Source organism: Halalkalibacter alkaliphilus (genome assembly GCF_023555415.1).
In the GTDB taxonomy this organism is placed as follows: Bacteria; Bacillota; Bacilli; order Bacillales; family Bacillaceae_D; genus Halalkalibacter; species Halalkalibacter alkaliphilus.
This window is the reverse complement of record NZ_JAKRYL010000013.1, coordinates 101,527-119,928: the sequence shown is the minus strand read 5'-3', so window position 1 is coordinate 119,928 and position 18,402 is coordinate 101,527. Positions and strand designations below refer to the sequence as shown.

The 18,402-nt window shown below is 37.2% G+C and carries 16 protein-coding genes; 1 reads left to right on the top strand and 15 read right to left on the bottom strand.

The window, feature by feature from the left end:
* Positions 1-58 precede the first annotated feature (58 nt).
* Entirely contained in the window at positions 59-1,609 is a 1,551-nt protein-coding gene (locus MF646_RS13600) for an acyl-CoA carboxylase subunit beta (RefSeq protein WP_250097052.1), read from the bottom strand.
* 26 nt (positions 1,610-1,635) lie between these two features.
* On the bottom strand, positions 1,636-2,262 hold the full coding sequence (locus tag MF646_RS13595; protein ID WP_250097051.1) for a TetR/AcrR family transcriptional regulator: 627 nt from the start codon (positions 2,260-2,262) through the stop codon (positions 1,636-1,638).
* A 231-nt stretch (positions 2,263-2,493) separates the two neighbouring features.
* Here MF646_RS13595 and MF646_RS13590 point away from each other — a divergent pair, with 231 nt between their 5' ends.
* On the top strand, positions 2,494-2,670 hold the full coding sequence (locus tag MF646_RS13590; RefSeq protein ID WP_250097050.1) for a hypothetical protein: 177 nt from the start codon (positions 2,494-2,496) through the stop codon (positions 2,668-2,670).
* 59 nt (positions 2,671-2,729) lie between these two features.
* Here the strand turns inward: MF646_RS13590 and MF646_RS13585 are convergent, their stop codons facing one another.
* The 13 genes from MF646_RS13585 to MF646_RS13525 all read right to left on the bottom strand — a co-directional run bounded on the left by MF646_RS13585 (position 2,730) and on the right by MF646_RS13525 (position 18,339).
* Complete coding sequence (locus tag MF646_RS13585; RefSeq protein ID WP_250097049.1) at positions 2,730-3,026, bottom strand: IDEAL domain-containing protein; 297 nt, start codon at positions 3,024-3,026, stop codon at positions 2,730-2,732.
* Positions 3,027-3,324: 298 nt separating this feature from the next.
* A complete protein-coding gene (locus tag MF646_RS13580; RefSeq protein WP_250097048.1) occupies positions 3,325-4,077 on the bottom strand; it encodes a (2Fe-2S)-binding protein in 753 nt (250 codons plus the stop codon).
* Between the two features lie 298 nt (positions 4,078-4,375).
* Positions 4,376-5,545, bottom strand: a complete 1,170-nt coding sequence (locus tag MF646_RS13575) for a cation:proton antiporter (RefSeq protein WP_250097047.1) — start codon at positions 5,543-5,545, stop codon at positions 4,376-4,378.
* A gap of 5 nt (positions 5,546-5,550) precedes the next feature.
* Positions 5,551-6,042 (bottom strand): cation:proton antiporter regulatory subunit, encoded by a 492-nt coding sequence (locus MF646_RS13570; protein ID WP_250097046.1) that lies wholly within the window; start codon positions 6,040-6,042, stop codon positions 5,551-5,553.
* Between the two features lie 24 nt (positions 6,043-6,066).
* Positions 6,067-6,741 carry a potassium channel family protein gene (locus MF646_RS13565; protein WP_420842505.1) on the bottom strand — a complete coding sequence of 225 codons (675 nt, stop codon included), beginning with the start codon at positions 6,739-6,741 and terminating at the stop codon, positions 6,067-6,069.
* A gap of 189 nt (positions 6,742-6,930) precedes the next feature.
* Positions 6,931-7,290: a response regulator gene (locus tag MF646_RS13560; RefSeq protein ID WP_250097044.1), complete on the bottom strand. Its 360-nt coding sequence runs from the start codon at positions 7,288-7,290 to the stop codon at positions 6,931-6,933.
* Between the two features lie 58 nt (positions 7,291-7,348).
* The gene (locus tag MF646_RS13555; protein WP_250097043.1) at positions 7,349-7,786 is read right to left on the bottom strand and encodes a chemotaxis protein CheW; all 438 of its coding nucleotides are present in this window, start codon (positions 7,784-7,786) and stop codon (positions 7,349-7,351) included.
* Positions 7,787-7,809: 23 nt separating this feature from the next.
* Entirely contained in the window at positions 7,810-9,834 is a 2,025-nt protein-coding gene (locus MF646_RS13550) for a chemotaxis protein CheA (protein WP_250097042.1), read from the bottom strand.
* Between the two features lie 242 nt (positions 9,835-10,076).
* Positions 10,077-13,457, bottom strand: coding sequence for a UvrD-helicase domain-containing protein (locus MF646_RS13545; RefSeq protein WP_250097041.1), 3,381 nt, complete (start codon positions 13,455-13,457; stop codon positions 10,077-10,079).
* A 31-nt stretch (positions 13,458-13,488) separates the two neighbouring features.
* Entirely contained in the window at positions 13,489-16,368 is a 2,880-nt protein-coding gene (locus MF646_RS13540; RefSeq protein ID WP_250097040.1) for a PD-(D/E)XK nuclease family protein, read from the bottom strand.
* Positions 16,365-16,814 (bottom strand): GNAT family N-acetyltransferase, encoded by a 450-nt coding sequence (locus tag MF646_RS13535; protein ID WP_250097039.1) that lies wholly within the window; start codon positions 16,812-16,814, stop codon positions 16,365-16,367. Before MF646_RS13535 ends, MF646_RS13540 begins: the two co-directional genes overlap by 4 nt.
* 297 nt (positions 16,815-17,111) lie before the next feature.
* Positions 17,112-17,474: a DUF1516 family protein gene (locus MF646_RS13530; protein ID WP_250097038.1), complete on the bottom strand. Its 363-nt coding sequence runs from the start codon at positions 17,472-17,474 to the stop codon at positions 17,112-17,114.
* Positions 17,475-17,613: 139 nt separating this feature from the next.
* On the bottom strand, positions 17,614-18,339 hold the full coding sequence (locus tag MF646_RS13525; protein ID WP_250097037.1) for a hypothetical protein: 726 nt from the start codon (positions 18,337-18,339) through the stop codon (positions 17,614-17,616).
* Positions 18,340-18,402 lie beyond the last annotated feature (63 nt).

The window sequence follows — 18,402 nt, the reverse complement described above, 5'->3', positions numbered from 1 at the left end:
TTAATATAGAGGCTACTGAAAAAGTCATTTTTTTCTTTTTCAGCACACTCGGCTTCTATTACAAAGGGATATTTCCATGTTTCTTCTTAGGTAGTTGCTTCTTCTTCTTTTTTAACATTTCTAATCCTTGAGCTAGGCTTCGCCTTGTATCGCGAGGATCGATTACGTCATCAACCATTCCATTTGCAGCTGCGATATATGGATTAGCAAACCGCCTTTTGTACTCGGTAATTTTTTGTTGGCGTTTCTCTTCTGGGTTTGAGCTTTCTTTAATTTCTTTTGCATAAATAATCGTTGCTGCACCTTCTGGACCCATAACAGCTATTTCAGCATTAGGCCATGCAAAAACTAAATCAGCTCCAATTGCTTTACTATTTAATGCAACATATGCTCCACCAAATGCTTTTCGTACAATAACCGTTATTTTTGGTACAGTTGCTTCGGAATACGCATATAAAATCTTTGCACCGTGACGAATGATTCCACCATGTTCCTGTTGAACCCCAGGTATGAATCCGCTTACATCCTCGAATGTAATGAGGGGGATATTAAAACAATCACAAAACCTAATGAACCTTGAACATTTATCTGAAGAGTTAATATCAAGGCCACCTGCCATCATTTTTGGATTATTAGCGACAATTCCCACGGTTTCTCCTTCAATCCGTCCAAAGCCAATAACAATATTTTTTGCAAAATACGGATGAACCTCCATGAAAACTTCATCATCAACAATTTTCTTTATTACTTTCCGCACATCATATACTTTTGTGCCATCTACAGGGACGAGATCAAGTAATTCATTTATTCGTTCGTCTATAGGCCGCTTTTCTTTTGGTTCAATATAAGCAGCACGTTCCTCATAATTTGAAGGCAAAAATCGAATTAACGTCCGTACATCCTCTAATACTTCTTCTTCAGTTTTGTTAATGAAATGAGCATTGCCGCTTACACTTGAGTGAACCTTTGCCCCACCTAAATCTTCTGCATTGATCTTTGCTCCTGTTACACTTTCAATCACTTTAGGGCCTGTAATAAACATTTGGCTTGTTTTTTCTACCATAAATACAAAATCAGTGATCGCTGGAGAATAGACAGCTCCTCCTGCACAAGGTCCCATTATAACTGAAATTTGAGGAATTACCCCTGAGTAAATTGCATTTCGATAAAAGACATGACCATAGCCATCTAATGATAAGACTCCTTCTTGAATACGAGCTCCACCGGAATCATTCAATCCTATAATGGGGGCACCATTTTCAGCAGCTAAGTCCATAATCTTAGCTATTTTTTGTGCATGCATCTCTCCCAATGCTCCACCAAACACAGTGAAGTCTTGTGCAAATAAAAAGACAAGACTTCCATGTATTTTCCCATAACCTGTGACAACTCCTTCACCAGGTGCTTGATCTGAACAAAAGGCATCTCCACGGAATTCAATAAAAGGATTGAGCTCAACAAATGTCCCCTCATCAAGCAAATAATCAATTCGTTCTCTAGCTGTTAATTTTCCTCGTTCATGCTGGGCATCAATCCGCTTCTGTCCTCCGCCTTGTTTTATTCGATCACGACGGTCTTCCATATCTTGAATAAAGTCATACATATCCATATGAACAACCCCTTTTGGCTCGTTTCCTATTCACTCCTAAGGAAAAAGCGCGCATATTCTGGTTTCAGACTCGCCTCTTTTGTTAAGACTGCATTCATGACTAAGTCGGCATATATGTTTGCAATTTCTTGTATTGAATACTGACCAGTTTCCTGGTACCACTTGTATGTCCAGTTAGTCATTCCGAAAATAGCCATTGACGTGATCGGCACAGGGATTTCCTTTCTAAACTCCCCACAAGCTATCCCTTCTTCAACAAGGCGAAACATCATATTTTTGTAACGCCTTCTCTTTAATTTAATTGTCTCAAAGTATTCTTTATTTAAATAAAGAGACTCTTGATAAAAGACCGTTACATGCGGTCGATACAATTCAAACATCATTACAAAAGATCTAATTGTTTCATATAGTCTTTCAGCAGGGGTGGAGTAACGATTGTATGCATCTTCTGCTTTATCTAGGATGTATGTAATAAATGAGTCATGTACGGTATATAACAGTTCATCTTTTGATTTAAAATTATGGTAAAATCCACCTTTGGATGAACCACTTTCCTTCACAATTCGGTCTACGGTTACAGCATGAAAGCCGTTCTCTTCAAAAAGAAGGAGAGCAGTTTCAATAATCCGTTCCTTTGTAGGCTTTTTCTTCATTCGTGCTCTCACCACCTTCCAAAATTTGATCAATTGAATATAATACAAAAGGTTAATAACTTAATGAACTAAATCAACCGACTGGTTAGTCTGTTAAAATTGTACAAAAAGTTCAGACTATTGTCAATGTTATTCTGTAAACGCTTTCAGTTATTTCTTTGAAATTTGCTTGTTACATGTATATGGTAAGTGGGAATAATAAATGAAAAAAATAAAAAGGAGACTTATCACATGACTTATCATCCTGAGCGAATGAAAGTGTTGCTAACGTATGACCGTTTTTTAAAGTCAACATATGAAGAAGTATTACAATTTACAAAAGACGAAGAAAGTGCTCTTCACTATTTATTTACTAGCTATATTACTACTGAGCCTATTTTTAAAAATGCTTATGAACAATTAACATAACTTACTTGCACTAAAAGTAAAAAGGAGGATGCTAGAGTAATTAGCATCCTCCTTTTTGCTTATTCAAATGTTAAGTGTAGTTCAAAACCGTTATCTTTAACAGTTTTCCCTTCACTATGTGATTGTATCCATTGGTTGTATTCTGTAGTTAATTGGTGAAATTGCTTTTCGTCTTTTTGACTTAATGCCTTATCAATCAAGCCTTTTAGATGTTCTTTTTTAAAGTGATAGAGTGAATATTCTATGACAGCCTGTGCGTATAAGGATTGCACAGTATCTTCTGAACGTGATTGTAAACTTTTAATCACTCGTAACTGTTTTGTAACCCTTGGATCCATTGCAAAGTCGTTTATCATTTCAATCCCTCCTACTTACTGTTAGTATTTAAATTACCCCGTACATACTAGTTTCAAACATACCTTACTGAAATATCTGATTTTTTTCAGTTCATAGTCTTTTAAGCTACTTTATTAAATCACTTATAAAAAAAGAAAGATAATTCTAAACCGATTGCTTTGAATCACCTTTCTTTTCCTATTTAGATAAAGTTGATGTAGTTGAATGGATCTGTTTGCTGGGCGGTTATTTGAGTTTGTTTCTTGCAACTGTTCAGATAATTCACTAAACAACTGCTTAAATTATTAAAGATACTGACTACCCCTGACTTCTAAGTTGTTCTGCCCTAACACCCCGTTCTGCATTGGTTAACTTCGGACACGAGTAACAGTAGTTGCCTTCAGCCTTTAAATAACTCATGCAGCATGCTCCTTTTATCCTTACTTTCATATTTGGATCTTGCCAACTATCCACATAACGAAACGTTAAATTAAACGGATTTCGTTTTAAATTAAAGATATCTGCTGGTAAAGTTTTTAATGACTCATGGTCTCTTTCAATTGTGTGCTCTATTGAAGGTTCACTTTTCCATGTGTTCAAGCGATTATAATAAGGGTTAGTAACCAACCCCCAAACTTGTTGCTTAGATAGACCAGATGTTGCTGAAATTTGTTGAAATAAAGGTTGTAGCCCTTCTAATAATTTTGTTATTTTTTCCTTTCCAACTTGCTCTCTATCTTCCATTTTTATTTCAATCAGTTGTGGCTGAAGTATTTGAAAATACGCTTCTTTTCCTTCTCCAATAAAGTGTATGCCTTCATAATGAAGCCACTTATTATGAACAAAGTATGTATACAAATGGGCGGTTATGAGATTTCCAAACCATTTCATCAAGTTCGCCCCACCAAGACGAACGTCAGTTGCATTAAAGCAGTTCGTTCGCCCTTCAACAATTTTCTGCATCATTTCTGTATTTAGCATGTCCTGAGTAGGAACCCCTTCCAAGTTAATTGAGAAGTCTACAGGCTCAATAAAAAATTGTTCTTTTAAAACGACTAGTATAGGTTCCATTATTCAATCTCCGTCCTTAAGGAATTTATAATATTTACGTTGATTGTAACAAATTACTTTATGAATGCGCACACATTTACTCTCTTATGCCTATACTATAATATGGTTGCATGCAACAGAACAATTAGAGGAAGGTGCACATACACTTTTTGAAACTATGATGTAATCGCGATATATCATTGGTTTCTAAAGTAGTTTGAGAACGCACTTCCTCTCTTTTTAGAGAAAGCCTGCCTCAAAGTAAAAAGGCCACAGAAAAAGTGTTCTTTTTGAACCATTTTCCAGTGACCTCACTTTTTTACATTCCAGGCACTCTTACTTTTTCTTTAGGTTGGTTTGTGCCATATATTTTCTTGGCAATCTTAGGAGCTAATTGAAATAAAAGAATTCCAAAAATAGCTGATGATAAAATAAATACACTACTAAATGCTTTAATGGGTCCTGTAGCTAATGCTGCAATAATAATCGAAAACTCTCCTCGTTGAGTGAGTGAGAAACCGGCACGTAATGCTACCCTTTTTGATAACCCATACCATCTTCCTCCATAAATCCCTATTATGATTTTCGCTAGAATTGACCATATAAACAAAAGGAAAAGCAATCCAACCATAGGAATTCCTTCATCAAAGGTAATCGTTGTACCAAAGTATAGGAAGAACAAAGGAAGTGTCAGGTCTCGGATTGGAATAATCATTCCCTCCAATTGATGCGTTCTTCGGACTTCAGCAATGATTATCCCTGCTAAAAAGGCTCCTAACACTTCAGACAGATCTAAGTATAGCGCAAGCCCCCCATAAAAAAGGGCTAATCCTATAACAAACAGAATAAATACATCTCTTGTCATGTGTTTATCAAAAAATGGTCCAAGCTTACTAAATAGAAAACGACCAATTAATATAGCCCCTAATGTTAGAAGAAAGACTTTTCCCATGAGTACCGTCAACGACCCAAGTGTTAATTCATTACCAGATGTCAAACCGACTAATATTGCAACGAGAACAGGTGCTACTAAATCTTCAAAGATTAATAGACCTAAAATAAACTCAGACTCAGGGTTAGCCATTCTCTTTGAGCTTTCTAATAGTTTGGCGGTTATTGATGAACTGGTTGCATAAAGGACACCACCAACTATCAAAGAGGTAATGAAATCTAAGCCAAATAGCAAACAAATACCTGTTGTCACACCTAAACACAAAACCACATCTAGTGTACCTGCTGGAGTCACCTTTTTTGCCACCTGAGTAAGTTGCTTTATTGGAAATTCCATGCCTAGCATAAAAAACAATAAAACTATTCCAACTTCCCCTACAAAATGTAACAAATGTGAATCTATTAAAAGCCCACCTAGAGCAATTCCTAGTAATATATAAATAATTACTTCAGGTATTTTATACCTTGAGCCAAAGAACCCAGTGATAAAGAGTAGTAAGAGAACAAGCCCTGCTCCAAGCATTTCGGGTATTCCCACTGAGACTACACCGCCTCTCCTTCACATAACCTTTCAAATTGAGCAATTTGGTCACTTTTCCCAATTGCCATAATGGTATCTCCTATTTCTAATCGTTGGTCTGCTTCAGGACTGGCAATCACCTCACTACTACGAAAAATACCAACGATTGAGACTCCTGTTCGCTTCCGAATTTCTAAATCCTTAATCGTTTTGCCTGCAACTGGGGCACCTTTTTTAATTTCAACCCATTCGGTAACAATTTGGCTACGGAACAGTTTCATTTTATCATTTGATACCGGCTGAAATACCGCACCTAATAATTGAGCCCCGAGTTCCCTCGTTTCGTCTGCTGTTAAATCGATTGAGAAATCCGCCTCATCATCATCTGCATCTTGAAAGAAATAGAGCTCCCTTTTTCCTGTATGATGAATGACAAGAACAATCATGCTCCCTTGAGCTGTGACAATTGACATCTTCTTCCCAATTCCAGGCAAGTCAGCCATCCTTACATCCATTTTGACTCCCTCCTTATCGCGTCTTTACATTCCCTCGTCTTCAAAACGTTTTAAGTCATTCTTATGTCCAATAACAATTAAAATATCCCCTTTCTCAATTTGATCTGTTGGCGTCGGTGCAATATTAATATCCTCTCCTCGCTTGATCCCAAGAATCGTACACCCATACTTTGCTCGTACATCTAAATCAATGAGCGATTTATTGGCTACTTTATCCGTTGCGATTAGCTCCACTATGCTATAATCTGCAGATAATTCAATGTAATCAACAATTTTTTCTGATGTAAGATGTTGTGCAATTCTTATTCCCATATCTTGTTCTGGATGGACAATCCGGTCTGCACCGATTTTTTCAAGTACTCGTTCATGATAATAGTTCTGCGCTTTTACCCACACATTGGCCACACCAAATTCTTTTAATAATAACGTACATAAAATACTTGACTGAATATCATCACCAATAGCAACAATGACATAATCGAAATTACGAATACCTAATGATTGTAATGCCTTTTCATCTGTTCCATTTGCAATGGCACTATGTGTTGAATGTCTTGTCATATCATTTACTTTTTCTTCCTTTGAATCAATCGCTAACACTTGATGACCAAGCTTATAAAGTTCTTTACATACACTGCTCCCAAACCGACCTAAACCGATAACCGCAAATTGCTTCTTTATCATCTTTTTCTCTCCCATTCCACCAAAAGATAAACAGATAAAATTATATAACTCTTTCATGATCTAACAGAAATATTATATGTTATACCGCTGAATATTTTATTATATACTAAATCAATTATATAGGTTTCCTTCTGTTGACTAATTTAATCCTTATTTATAAAAAAACCTGAATTACCTATATTACGGTAATTCAGGGTTGCTCTATTAACCTAATACTTTTTTAATTGCTTCAAGAACACGATCTGCTTGAAACGGCTTCACGATAAAATCTTTTGCTCCCGATTGAATTGCATCAATAACCATGGACTGCTGCCCCATTGCAGAACACATAATCACTTTGGCTCCACTATCAATTTGTTTAATATTTTTTAACGCTTGGATTCCATCCATTTCTGGCATTGTGATATCCATTGTTACTAAATCTGGACTTAACTCTTTAAATTTCTCTACTGCTTCTGCTCCATTTGCCGCTTCACCAGCTATTTCAAATCCGTTTTTTGAAAGAATGTCTTTTATCATCATTCTCATAAATGCTGCATCATCAACGATAAGTATAGATGCCATATAATCACCTCATCTAATTTTTTTACTAGTTATTTATTGTAGGATACGTATGGTAAGTTTACTGAACTATTTTATCTAAATTAAGCAGAGTAAAGAGGCGTTTATCTAATTTTACAACACCACGTATATAGTCCGTTTCCATCCCGCCTATTACTTCTGGTGACGGTTCAATCTTTTCAATCGGTATATCAATGACATCATTTGCACCGTCAACAATCAAACCTAATTCAAGCTGGTCCTTTGATATAACAAGAATTCTAGTTGCTTCGTCTAACTCTTTTTCTTCAATTCCAAAACGCTTACGTAAATTAATAATTGGCGTAATTACTCCCCTTAAATTCATAACACCTGTAACAAATGGGGACGTACTTGGGATCCTTGTTACGGGCTGCATCCGTTCAATTGATTGGATATAGTCCACTTCTAATGCATATTCTTCATCTTTTATTTGAAAGACAATAACCTTTAACTCTTCTGTAATCGGATCATTGGACAAATTCGCTACCTCCCCTCATTAAGTTACTTAATCAATGCATTTGTATCAACGATTAGAGCAACTTGACCATTCCCTAATATCGTTGCACCTGAAATTGCAAAGACTTCTTTTAAGTAATTTCCTAGTGATTTAAGGACAATGTCATGCTGACCAATTAAGGAATCAACAACTAGACCTGCTATCTTATCACCTTTGTTGACAATAACTAAGGAGTAAAACTCTTCCTGTCTATGTTCACCTGGAACTTCAAAGATATCTTTTAAGAAAATAAGTGGAACTACTTTCCCTCTAAAGTCGATCACTTTTTGATTGTGAACACTATATACGTCACTTTTGTTCACAATTGCTGTTTCTACAATTGATGTTAGTGGGATTGCATATGTTTCATCTTTCACTTCAATAAGCATGACATCAATAATCGATAATGTTAGCGGCAATTGGATTGAAAAGACAGATCCTCGTCCTAGCTCAGAGTTTACTGTTACAACCCCTCCTAATGATTCGAACGTATTGCGAACGACATCAAGACCTACTCCACGTCCTGAGACATCAGTTACTTTCTCAGCAGTCGAGAATCCAGAAGCAAAGAGCAACCCATAGACTTGTTGGTCTGTTAATTTCGCTGCTTCTTCTTCAGTTACAACTCCATTAGTTAAAGCCTTTGTCAAAACTTTATCCCGGTCAATTCCTGCTCCGTCATCTTCAATCTCAATAAAAACATTGTTCCCGCTATGATATGCCTTTAAAGTAACTTTCCCTTCTTCTGACTTACCAGCAGCAACACGTTTATCAGGTGTTTCAATTCCATGGTCAATTGAATTTCTCAATAAGTGAACGAGAGGATCACCAATCTCATCAATTATGGTTCGATCAAGTTCTGTTTCTGCACCGAGAATCTCCAGCTTTACTTTTTTATGTAAATCTTTTGATAAGTTACGTACCATACGAGGGAAGCGATTAAAGACTTGTTCTACTGGCATCATTCTCATATTTAGAATAATTTCTTGAAGGTCACCAGAAATTCGCGACATTCTTTCTACCGTTTCATTTAATTCGGTATTTTGAAGCTCACTCGCAATCTGTTCAAGCCTGCCACGATCAATCACAAGTTCTTCAAACAAATTCATTAATACATCTAAACGCTCAATATTTACTCGTATCGTTTTATTTACCTCTGTTTGAACAGTTTTTGGTTTCTCCACTTCTTGGACCTTTTTAGGTTCATCTGCTTCAACTTTGAGTTCTGAAATGGATTTATCAACCTTCTGTGCAGGTAATAATGTCTTTACATTAAATGGTTGAACAAAGACATTCGTTATCTCAGAAACTTTTAAGATCCGCTGTTTAATTTCATCGCCATCCATTTTGGAAATTAATGTAACCAAAAAATATTCATTGAAATTTTCTGCCTCTAGATCTTCAGCTGAAGGAGTTGATTTAATCACTTCTCCAACTTGTTCCAGCACATCAAATACCATAAATACACGAGCAGCTTTTAACATAGCATTTTCGTCTATTGTTACTTTAATTTGGTATGTAGTATAGCCTTGTTCCATTGATTCCTCAAGAACTGTCGACTCAAATTCATCATATTCTTCTACTAGATTAGTAGTGTCGTTCTGATCGTCTTTCGTTAAAACGATATCGCTTTCCGATATTTGAAGGGCTTCCCCTTTCTCAATTCGCTCAAGCTGTGATACAACTTCTTTCACATCCCGCTTACCGTCTCCCCCACTAGCAATATCGGTTACCATTGCTTCGAGATCATCTACTGCCATAAATACTACATCTAAAACAGTAGACGCGGCTTCAAGCTTTTCATTCCGTATGAGATCTAGAATATTTTCCATTTTATGCGTCAAATGAGCCAAATCCTCGAACCCCATAGTTGCAGCCATTCCTTTAAGTGTGTGGGCTGACCTGAATACTTCTCCGACAATCGATAAATCATTTGGGTCTTGTTCAAGCCGTAGAAGATTATCATTTATCGCTTGTAGATGCTCTTGACTCTCATCAAGAAAAACATCTAAATATTCTGCATTTATCAAGCCATTCACCTCTATATACCTTCGACTTATTTTGAGCTTTTTTTTCATCATATCATAATTTCATTATAGAATAATCTATAAATATAGGAAATAAGAAATAGTTTTATTGTCTTATATTTTCTATTCTTTTACCATTCTCTTGCGGTTATATCCTTAATAAAATACATATATTGTTATACATTTTCATCAATAAGGAAGGGGTGACTCAAAAGGTCATACCTCTTGAGTCACCCTTCTTTTTTCTATAGAGTAAACGCCTCATACTCTGTTTTTTTCGCTTGTTTTGTACGAAGTGTACGTATCGCTCGTATTGCTTTTCGTACTGCCTCTTCTTCCTCTACGTTCTTTCTAATCGTGTGGAGAGGTTTTTCTTTGTCTCGAAAGACGAATAAAGACATCGTCTCAATCGATTGACCTGATTCTTGCTCGTAAGCTAATTTATATAAATAAAGCTGTGACCAGTAGAGATCTACTAATTCACTTCCTGATTGAAAGATCTTATTTGTTTTAAAATCAATAATATGATATCCACTATTCCTTCTCGTCACTTTATCAATTTCTCCGATAATATCTACACCTTCAATCGAAGTAACAAACGGCCATTCTGTTTCTATAGTCTCTCCAAGGCCCTGTTTAACTTCATCAGTATAACTATTCATGAGTATATTCATTTCGTGCTCATACATAGACATGTTGGTCCATTGCTCTTCTTCTTCACGAACAGCTTCTCTAATCGCTGCTTCGTTCGTTAATCCATTATCTCGTAATTCACATGCTCGATGAACAAGTGTTCCAAGTTTGGACGAGTCGATAGGAACCGAAGAGGTTTCTTCTGTGACCATTTCACTTTGATCGCCTATTGTTGTATCCGGAAGACCAACGACATAGCGATAAAAATAAGCAACGGGATCTTTTATAAAAAGCATCACTTCCGATACAGATAACGTGAGCGGTATACTCGGAGCCTCTATCACCTTTGGAATCGAATAAGATTCTGACTTTCTTAATATCTGTGCCTGCTCCTTACATTCATCTATTTGAGTGACCTTCTCAGATAGACTTGTCTCTTCTAAAGCAGTTTCCGTTAATGAAAGCCATGTATAAGATGTATTAGATTCTTCTCCCATCATATATAGGTAGTCACGTGCTCGAGTCATCGCTACATAAAACAACCGCTTTGCCTCTTCTCTTGCTTCTAAGTTCGCTTGATCCTTTACAACAGAAAAGCCTGGCGTTTGGTACACTGTTTTTTCGCCTTCAAGCTCTGTTGCTTCTTCTTCAAGATTCATGACGATACCTAGTTCAGGATGGAAACGTATGCTTCCTTTATCACCTTGAACAGATCTCTCTAACTGAGGTAAACAAACAATAGGAAACTCTAATCCTTTAGAAGCATGTACTGTCATAATTTGCACAAGATCCCCATCTACACGTTCGACTTCCGATTCTCCTTCTTTTTCACTTAAAATAATACGCTCGTCTAACTCCACTAAGATCGTTTCTAGATCGCTTTTTTGGCTTTCTAAAATCGTTTGAATAAGCTTCTCTACATTTCGTACTTTTTGTAAACCATTCGCTTGAAGCATAAGTGTAGTATGCAAGCCTGTCTCTATAAAGATTGAGCTTAATGTATGATCTAACGACTGTTCAGTTCGAAAAGGGGTCCACCGATACAGCCATTTTCGGACAACTTTACATGCTGCTTGAATCGTTTCAGGTAATTGTCCATATGCAGGGTGAGATTCATCATAAATTAGCTGATATAGCGGCTCTGTTTCTTCTACTTGTTGTTTTAGTAGCAAGAAATCATTGACAGTAAGACCACACATCGGACTTCTCAGCACAGCTAATAAGTGCAACTCTTCAAAAGGACGATTTAACCACCTTAACAGCGTTATGTAATCTAGAACCTCTTGCCTTTCATAGAATCCTACACCACCACTTACGACATAAGGTATTCCTTTATTTATGAGAGATCTCTCTAAAGAAAGAAGGTGAGAGCGGGCCGGAATTAAGATAGCTATATCTCCAAAACGAGGCTCTGTCCATTTTTCACCACTATAAACAGAAGGCGCCTTCGTTTCAACCATCTCAACAATTCGATTGGCTAACACGTCATAGGGCGATAAATCTTGTTCTTCAATCTCTCCTAGAGTAATGAGCTCCACCCTTTTTTCCTCTTCAAATTGACCAGAACGATTAGCTTGAAGTGGAGCATAGACCGTTTCATACGGTTTCTTCCGTTCCTGCACCATCGCACTAGAGAAAAGTTCATTTACAGCTTCAATAACTGGAGCCGTCGTCCGATAATTTTCATTCATTAGAATGACTTCTCCATCATTTCTTGTCTCAGCAAGTTCCTCTCGTGCATTCATTAAAGAAACATCTGCTCCCCGGAACCGGTATATCGATTGCTTCTGATCTCCTACAATAAATTGAAACTGCGGGTCAATTCGCTCTAACATTTCAAGCTGCAGTTTATTTGTATCCTGAAATTCATCGACCATAATATGGCGAAATTGTTTCTGACAAGCTTCTTTAATAGACTTATTTTCAAGTAGTGCTACTGCTTTTTGCTGCAAATCAGAAAAATCAAGAACTCCTGCCATTTTCTTTTCATGGTCATATCGAATTGAAAACTCTTTTAGAAGAATGATAAATTTCTCTAATAATACCTTTGTCTCTTCACTAGTAGCTGCTTCTCCACCTATTTCACTCCAACAATCTTTTAATGGCTTCCAGTGCTTTGTATGGAGCTCAAAAAGTGCTGGAGCTTTTTCATTCCAGCGCTTATCTGATCTTGAAGGCATAATTTCACTTATTGCCTCCACATACGCATTTGGATTATTTGGATTAGGTAGAGTTTCAAAACCAGCAGTAACCTTCTCTACATGACCTCTTTGAGCTTTCGTAAGGTCGTCCGGTGGCGGAAAATCACGAATACAGTTTATAGCATTTATGTGAAACTCTTGAACTAAGCTGACTTGTTCTTGTAGCTTTGCTTTCCTTTGCGCTTCAAGCATTTTTTCCACCTTTAAGGAGGCGACAGCTTCTTCTCCTACAACAAATTCTCGAATGTCATTGTGTACTTGCTCAATTAATTCAAACAATTGGTTCTTACTCATAATTCGAAGAAAAGGCCATGCCGTTTCATGAAATGCTCGCTCTTCCAAAAGCTTTGTCATAATCAGCCGTTTACGTCTACGTGCTTCTACATCATCAATAACACGACTTTGCGGAACTAAATCTGCTGCCATCGCATGTTGAGAAAGCAACCGTTGACAAAAGCTATGGAAAGTGGATATATTGGCACGCTCCATTGCTTCCTTTTGTTCGATCCAAAATAACTGCTCAAGCTCCTCTTTTGCTTCCCTTTCTTTTTCTGCCAATCTTTTTCGAATTCGGTCCTTCATTTCTCTAGCTGCCTTTTCTGTAAATGTAATCGCAGCGAGCTCATCAACAGTAGCCCCAACAGGATGGTCAGGGTGCTTTAAACGAAGTTCACATAAATGAATAAACCGTTCTGTTAATACGCGAGTTTTCCCTGAACCTGCTCCAGCTGAAACTAAGATTAATGCTTTCTCACTCGTTATCGCCTGTAATTGAGCATCATTAAATTTCATAATATAAATCCCCCTCTCTTTCTTATATTCGTTACCTTTTTGCTTGCTCTCGCTTTTCATCCGTTACCCGACAGATCGTTCGGTATGAACAAAATGATGAGCATTCAAGCGGTTCTACTGGAAAGTTCGTTTGCATCCCTTCCCAAATTTCAGTTATACGCTCCTTAAGCTGATGATCAATAAGAAATTGCTCTGTTCCTAATTCATCTTCTCGATTACGACAAAATGAAGATACTTTGTATCTCGATGATTTACCTACATGCTCTGTTCGCCACATCCCATTTCCTGCCCTCTTGCTAGGCTCTTTAAGGGATATGTAGGTTGCACCGTCAGCTTGTACCACCTTTTCTTCTAACCGCTCGATCTCCTCACGAATCGCAAAAGCATATAAAGGCAGCTGTAGCTTTAACCCGGATTGGACATCTTCCATCTTTACACTCGCTTGACCTGATTTATAATCATAAACAACGATCGCATTATTTAAACGGTCAATTCGATCGGCTTTCCCTGTTAGTACCAATGTTTTGTCATTTGATAACGGTAATTCAAACCGGATTGGCTTTTCTATTGCCATAATTTGCATTTGTTCAAGGTCGGCATTATCAAAGAAATGCTTTCGCTCTGCCTGCCACCAACGTCGTAGCCGTTTTTGCCATTGTTGTTTTGTTATTTGTAAGTCAAAACGAGATATTTCGGGGCTTTGTTTTTCAATTTGCTCCCATTTTTCTTCAAAGAGTTCATCTATTCGTTCTGGAATATGTGAAATCACTTCTCTTAATGCAGCAAAAGATTGACCAACAGCCTTTAATTCCTTATAAATTTCTTCGATAATGGAATGCATTAAATCTCCAATATCAAGTGGGGAGACTTGCTCTTGAATTGCTTGTGGTTCAGGAACTTGTAACACTCTTTCCATTCCGTAACGAAACGGGCATCTTGCATAACTTTCAAGAGCAGTGACAGAGACAACGGGTTTTACGGATTGACCTTGATAAAGTGAAATCGGCTCATTTCCTTTTTCTAAATGTGCAAGTCTTTTTGTTATCTCTTTCACCTTATCTGGAATACCTTCTACTAAGCATCCTTTTCCAACATGATAGGCAATTTTCTCTATTTGATCTTCAGAAGTGAAGGCACTCTCACTTCCCATCCTATTCTCCCAAGTCCAATTTTTAGATTCTTCCATATCTTCTAGTAACGTGGATGGTAATAACGGATGGTTCGCATCTATACCTTTTACATACGTGAATGTTATCGATTTTGCAACATAACGCAATTGTTCAAAATACGCTTGCTGTTTTAAACGGAAGTGCTCTCCTGTCGGTGGACTAAAGCGAACGGCGCTCCCAAGTATGTCTCGTTCATGAACATAGCCACTTAAATGGTGAGGAGCCGGAAACGAGCCTTCATTCATTCCAACAACAAACAGTTTTTCTCCGCAAAACAAACTCACATCTCGCCAAGTATAAATGGAAATTCCTCGCTTAGCAGCTCTCTCTTCAAAAAGCTGCAAACTTTCCCCAAGCTTATGAATCCATTCAACAAATAAATCATGAGTCATCATTAAGCTTTCTAACCCTTTATCATGGAGTAACATCTCGTATTGATAAAGGTGTTCAGCCAATTTCTTTAAAGCTTTGTATTCCCCTGCAACCTCCTTCAACTTACCAACATCTTCCATTAAGTTGAATTGCTCTTCCCAGTATGTGAAAAATGGCAACCTATCAATTACGTTACGCAATTGGCGAATATAATCGATAAACCGTTCACTTTTTTTCCACTGAAGTTGAGTAATGGTCTCAAACAGATCTTGATGTTCCTTTTTAAACCACTCACCCGTTTGTAAAAAGGTCTGCTTTTGTTTCGCAAATTCTAATCCGCTCACTTGATAGAGACGTAAAACTTGTTCCACTAGCGGAAGCTGTTCCCATTTTGAAGTAGGGACCGTTGTATTTCTTAAAGCAGTTTGCAAAAATGCATGGCTAGACGTTGTAGACAGTTTGCGTTTTTTTGCTTTATTCAGAGGTACATCATACATATCCGCGTATTTCGTCACATCATTCATACCATTTCTTTCATCAACGACCAAAATCCCCATTTGATCATAGGCTAGATCAGACAATCGAATGTCTTCCATCACTCCACGCCACTGTTCTTCGTTCGTAGAGGCAGGGATTAATTTTCTTTGCTCTACATTTACAGTCGTCTCTTCCCTGCTTACTCTCTTGTCGATAAAACCAATCGACAAAAGCTCCTTTACAGTCTGTTCAACAATATGAAAGTGAGGATGATTCGGAACAAAGACTGTTACCGAAATCCCTGCTAGCTTTAAGGCTTCTATGAACAACATTTGAAGAGGACTAAAATCATAGTATCCATCAATTACAATGGATGATATTTCTATTTGATTAGGAACTTTTTTTAATTGCTGGATTGCATGCAAAATTATATTTTCTGGGTCAAACATGGTTCTATCTAGAACGACACGGTCTTCATACTTTTGAAATAGATCACTGATTGGCATAAGTGATTGTGGAATATCTGTTACGTTCAACCCTAGGCGCTTCAATTGTCCATAAGTGTCAGCATAAGCACGAGCCTTTCCTGAGACGACCTCCTCACCACGAAACGTTACCTCGCCTCGTACAAATTGGAGAAAGAAAAGAGTTCGTTCTTCCTCTGACAAGGAAATATAAGAAATATTTGTTTGTTTTAAAATGAAGCTGGCAATATCGTCAAAAGTAGTAATGAGCAACCCCGGCCTTTTTCTTCGTGCTTCTTGCAACCACATCTGAGATGGCAGCACATAGAAAACGGTACTTTTCTCTTTTGTAAGCTTAAACGCATGTTCTAATCTTTCTTGATCGGCAACGTCCTTTACATGTGTACCGTAGACAACATGTTCGCTCATTTATAGCTCTCCCTTCGCATATCCAAATGATTTATACCATCTAACAAATAAATATCTGATATTGGTTTAAAACCAAACGACTCATAAAACTCCTGCAAATATTGCTGCGCATGAATAAGGATTCCTTTCTCATGCAACTCGGTTTCTAAAAAGTCAATCGACTTAGTTAACAATGCTTGCCCATATCCTTTTCCTCTTCCACTTTCTTTCACAATGACACGACCAATAGAAGCAGCTGTAGCTACTTTTCCTTTTTGAAACAGACGACTATAGGCTACGAGCTCTCCATTAATTCGGCCCAACAAATGAAATGCCTCTTGATCCTTTGTATCTAGCTCTTGATAAGGGCAATCCTGCTCAACCACAAACACTTCGATCCGTAAACGAATCAATTCATACAATTCACTAATTGATAACTCTTCAAATTTCTTTACCGTCCAATTCATTACACAAAATTCCTCTCAGTATAGTCTCTTTCTATTTTACCACTACGCTAGGAACGCTAAAAAGAAAAACGAACAACTGATTTCTACACCAATAAATAGGCTATTTCATTTTTATAGGGGCAAGTGCTTTATTCACGGCAAACGCAATTTAAAAGATATTTCTTTGGCGATCCGATTCGTCTTTCATCGTCTCTTTATCAGGCATATGATAAAACAGAGTATGTAAATCAATTAGTCATTCCTTAAAAAGAATGTAGAATCAAAAAAACTAGCTAGAGGAGAGCCTCTAGCTAGTTTTTAAAATGTAAGAATTCGAAATGCCAGTAACAAGACAATGACAAGTGAAGCTACTAGGATCCCCCAGTACATAGGTGCTTTCGAACCAAGTGTCCCTTTTTTTGTACGGACAAGTATCATTTCCATAGCGTAAATGAGGACAATTGCAAGAACCCCTTTGAGCACATGCGTTAGCGGGAATCCCCACATAAATAATAAGTAAATTCCGGAAAAAATCATTACGATGTAAAATAAACGGACGATCATATGTAGAATTTTCGCACCTTTATTCACGCCAGCTCTTAACAAGAAATAGGTAATCAAAAATAACACAATAAGTAGCCACCACGAATCTACGTGTGCATGCTGCATACCTGTTTGCAAACCAATACCCCCTTAAAAATAGCATTCCAACCCATTATAATCCAAGTGAACAAAAAATCATAATATGAGGCTATAATTGCCATACAATTTTCAAGGAATGCTGTTACAATACAGTCACAAACACCGCTCTATATACTTATTACCATTGAAAGAAAAAACCTAATGACAACGTTACTGCTGTGTAAGATACAACTCCTATTGTAAAGGTAACAAAATGGGCTTCATCATCAGGAGGCAATTCATACTTCAGTACATTTAAAATCATGGCACCTGCAATAAAAGCAAAAATAATCGATTCAGTTAAAGGCGATAAACTTACCATCACCCCCATGATCCAACCTGCAACAATACCTACTGCAAGGACATATCTGCCGACTTTATTATAAATATCTGCATATTCCCTCCATAAGTCATGGGCAACTGCAATAAAATGCATGCCAACAGCAAGACCATAGAACACAGCTTGAACACCAAATACATTATGCGAGATAACTGTATATGCCACTAACATATTATAAAAACCAAAAAAAAGAATCTGCAGCCAAAATAGTGCTCTCGCTTTTTTTGTTTTATTCTTATGCTGGGCTTTTCTTACAAACTTTTGTATTCCATAAAAGATTAAAACACCAATCAAACCGACGAAATACAGCTCTGACTCCATCGTGAAATAATCACCATATTTTTTTACTAAAATTTGTTCCTTATGTAAGGTTGGAAGTACATAGACAAAAACATAAGATACGGCTAATCCACCCGAAAAAGAGAACCATTTTAGCCGATTAATACGGTTAGACGGAATTAATTCGTTAGCAAATAAGTGAATGAGGATGAAAGCAAAACCCATAATAAATACATCAAGTGACATAGTAGGGATACTCCTTGATTATAGTTAGTGTTTTTATCCTCTCCCAAATTGGCACAACTTACT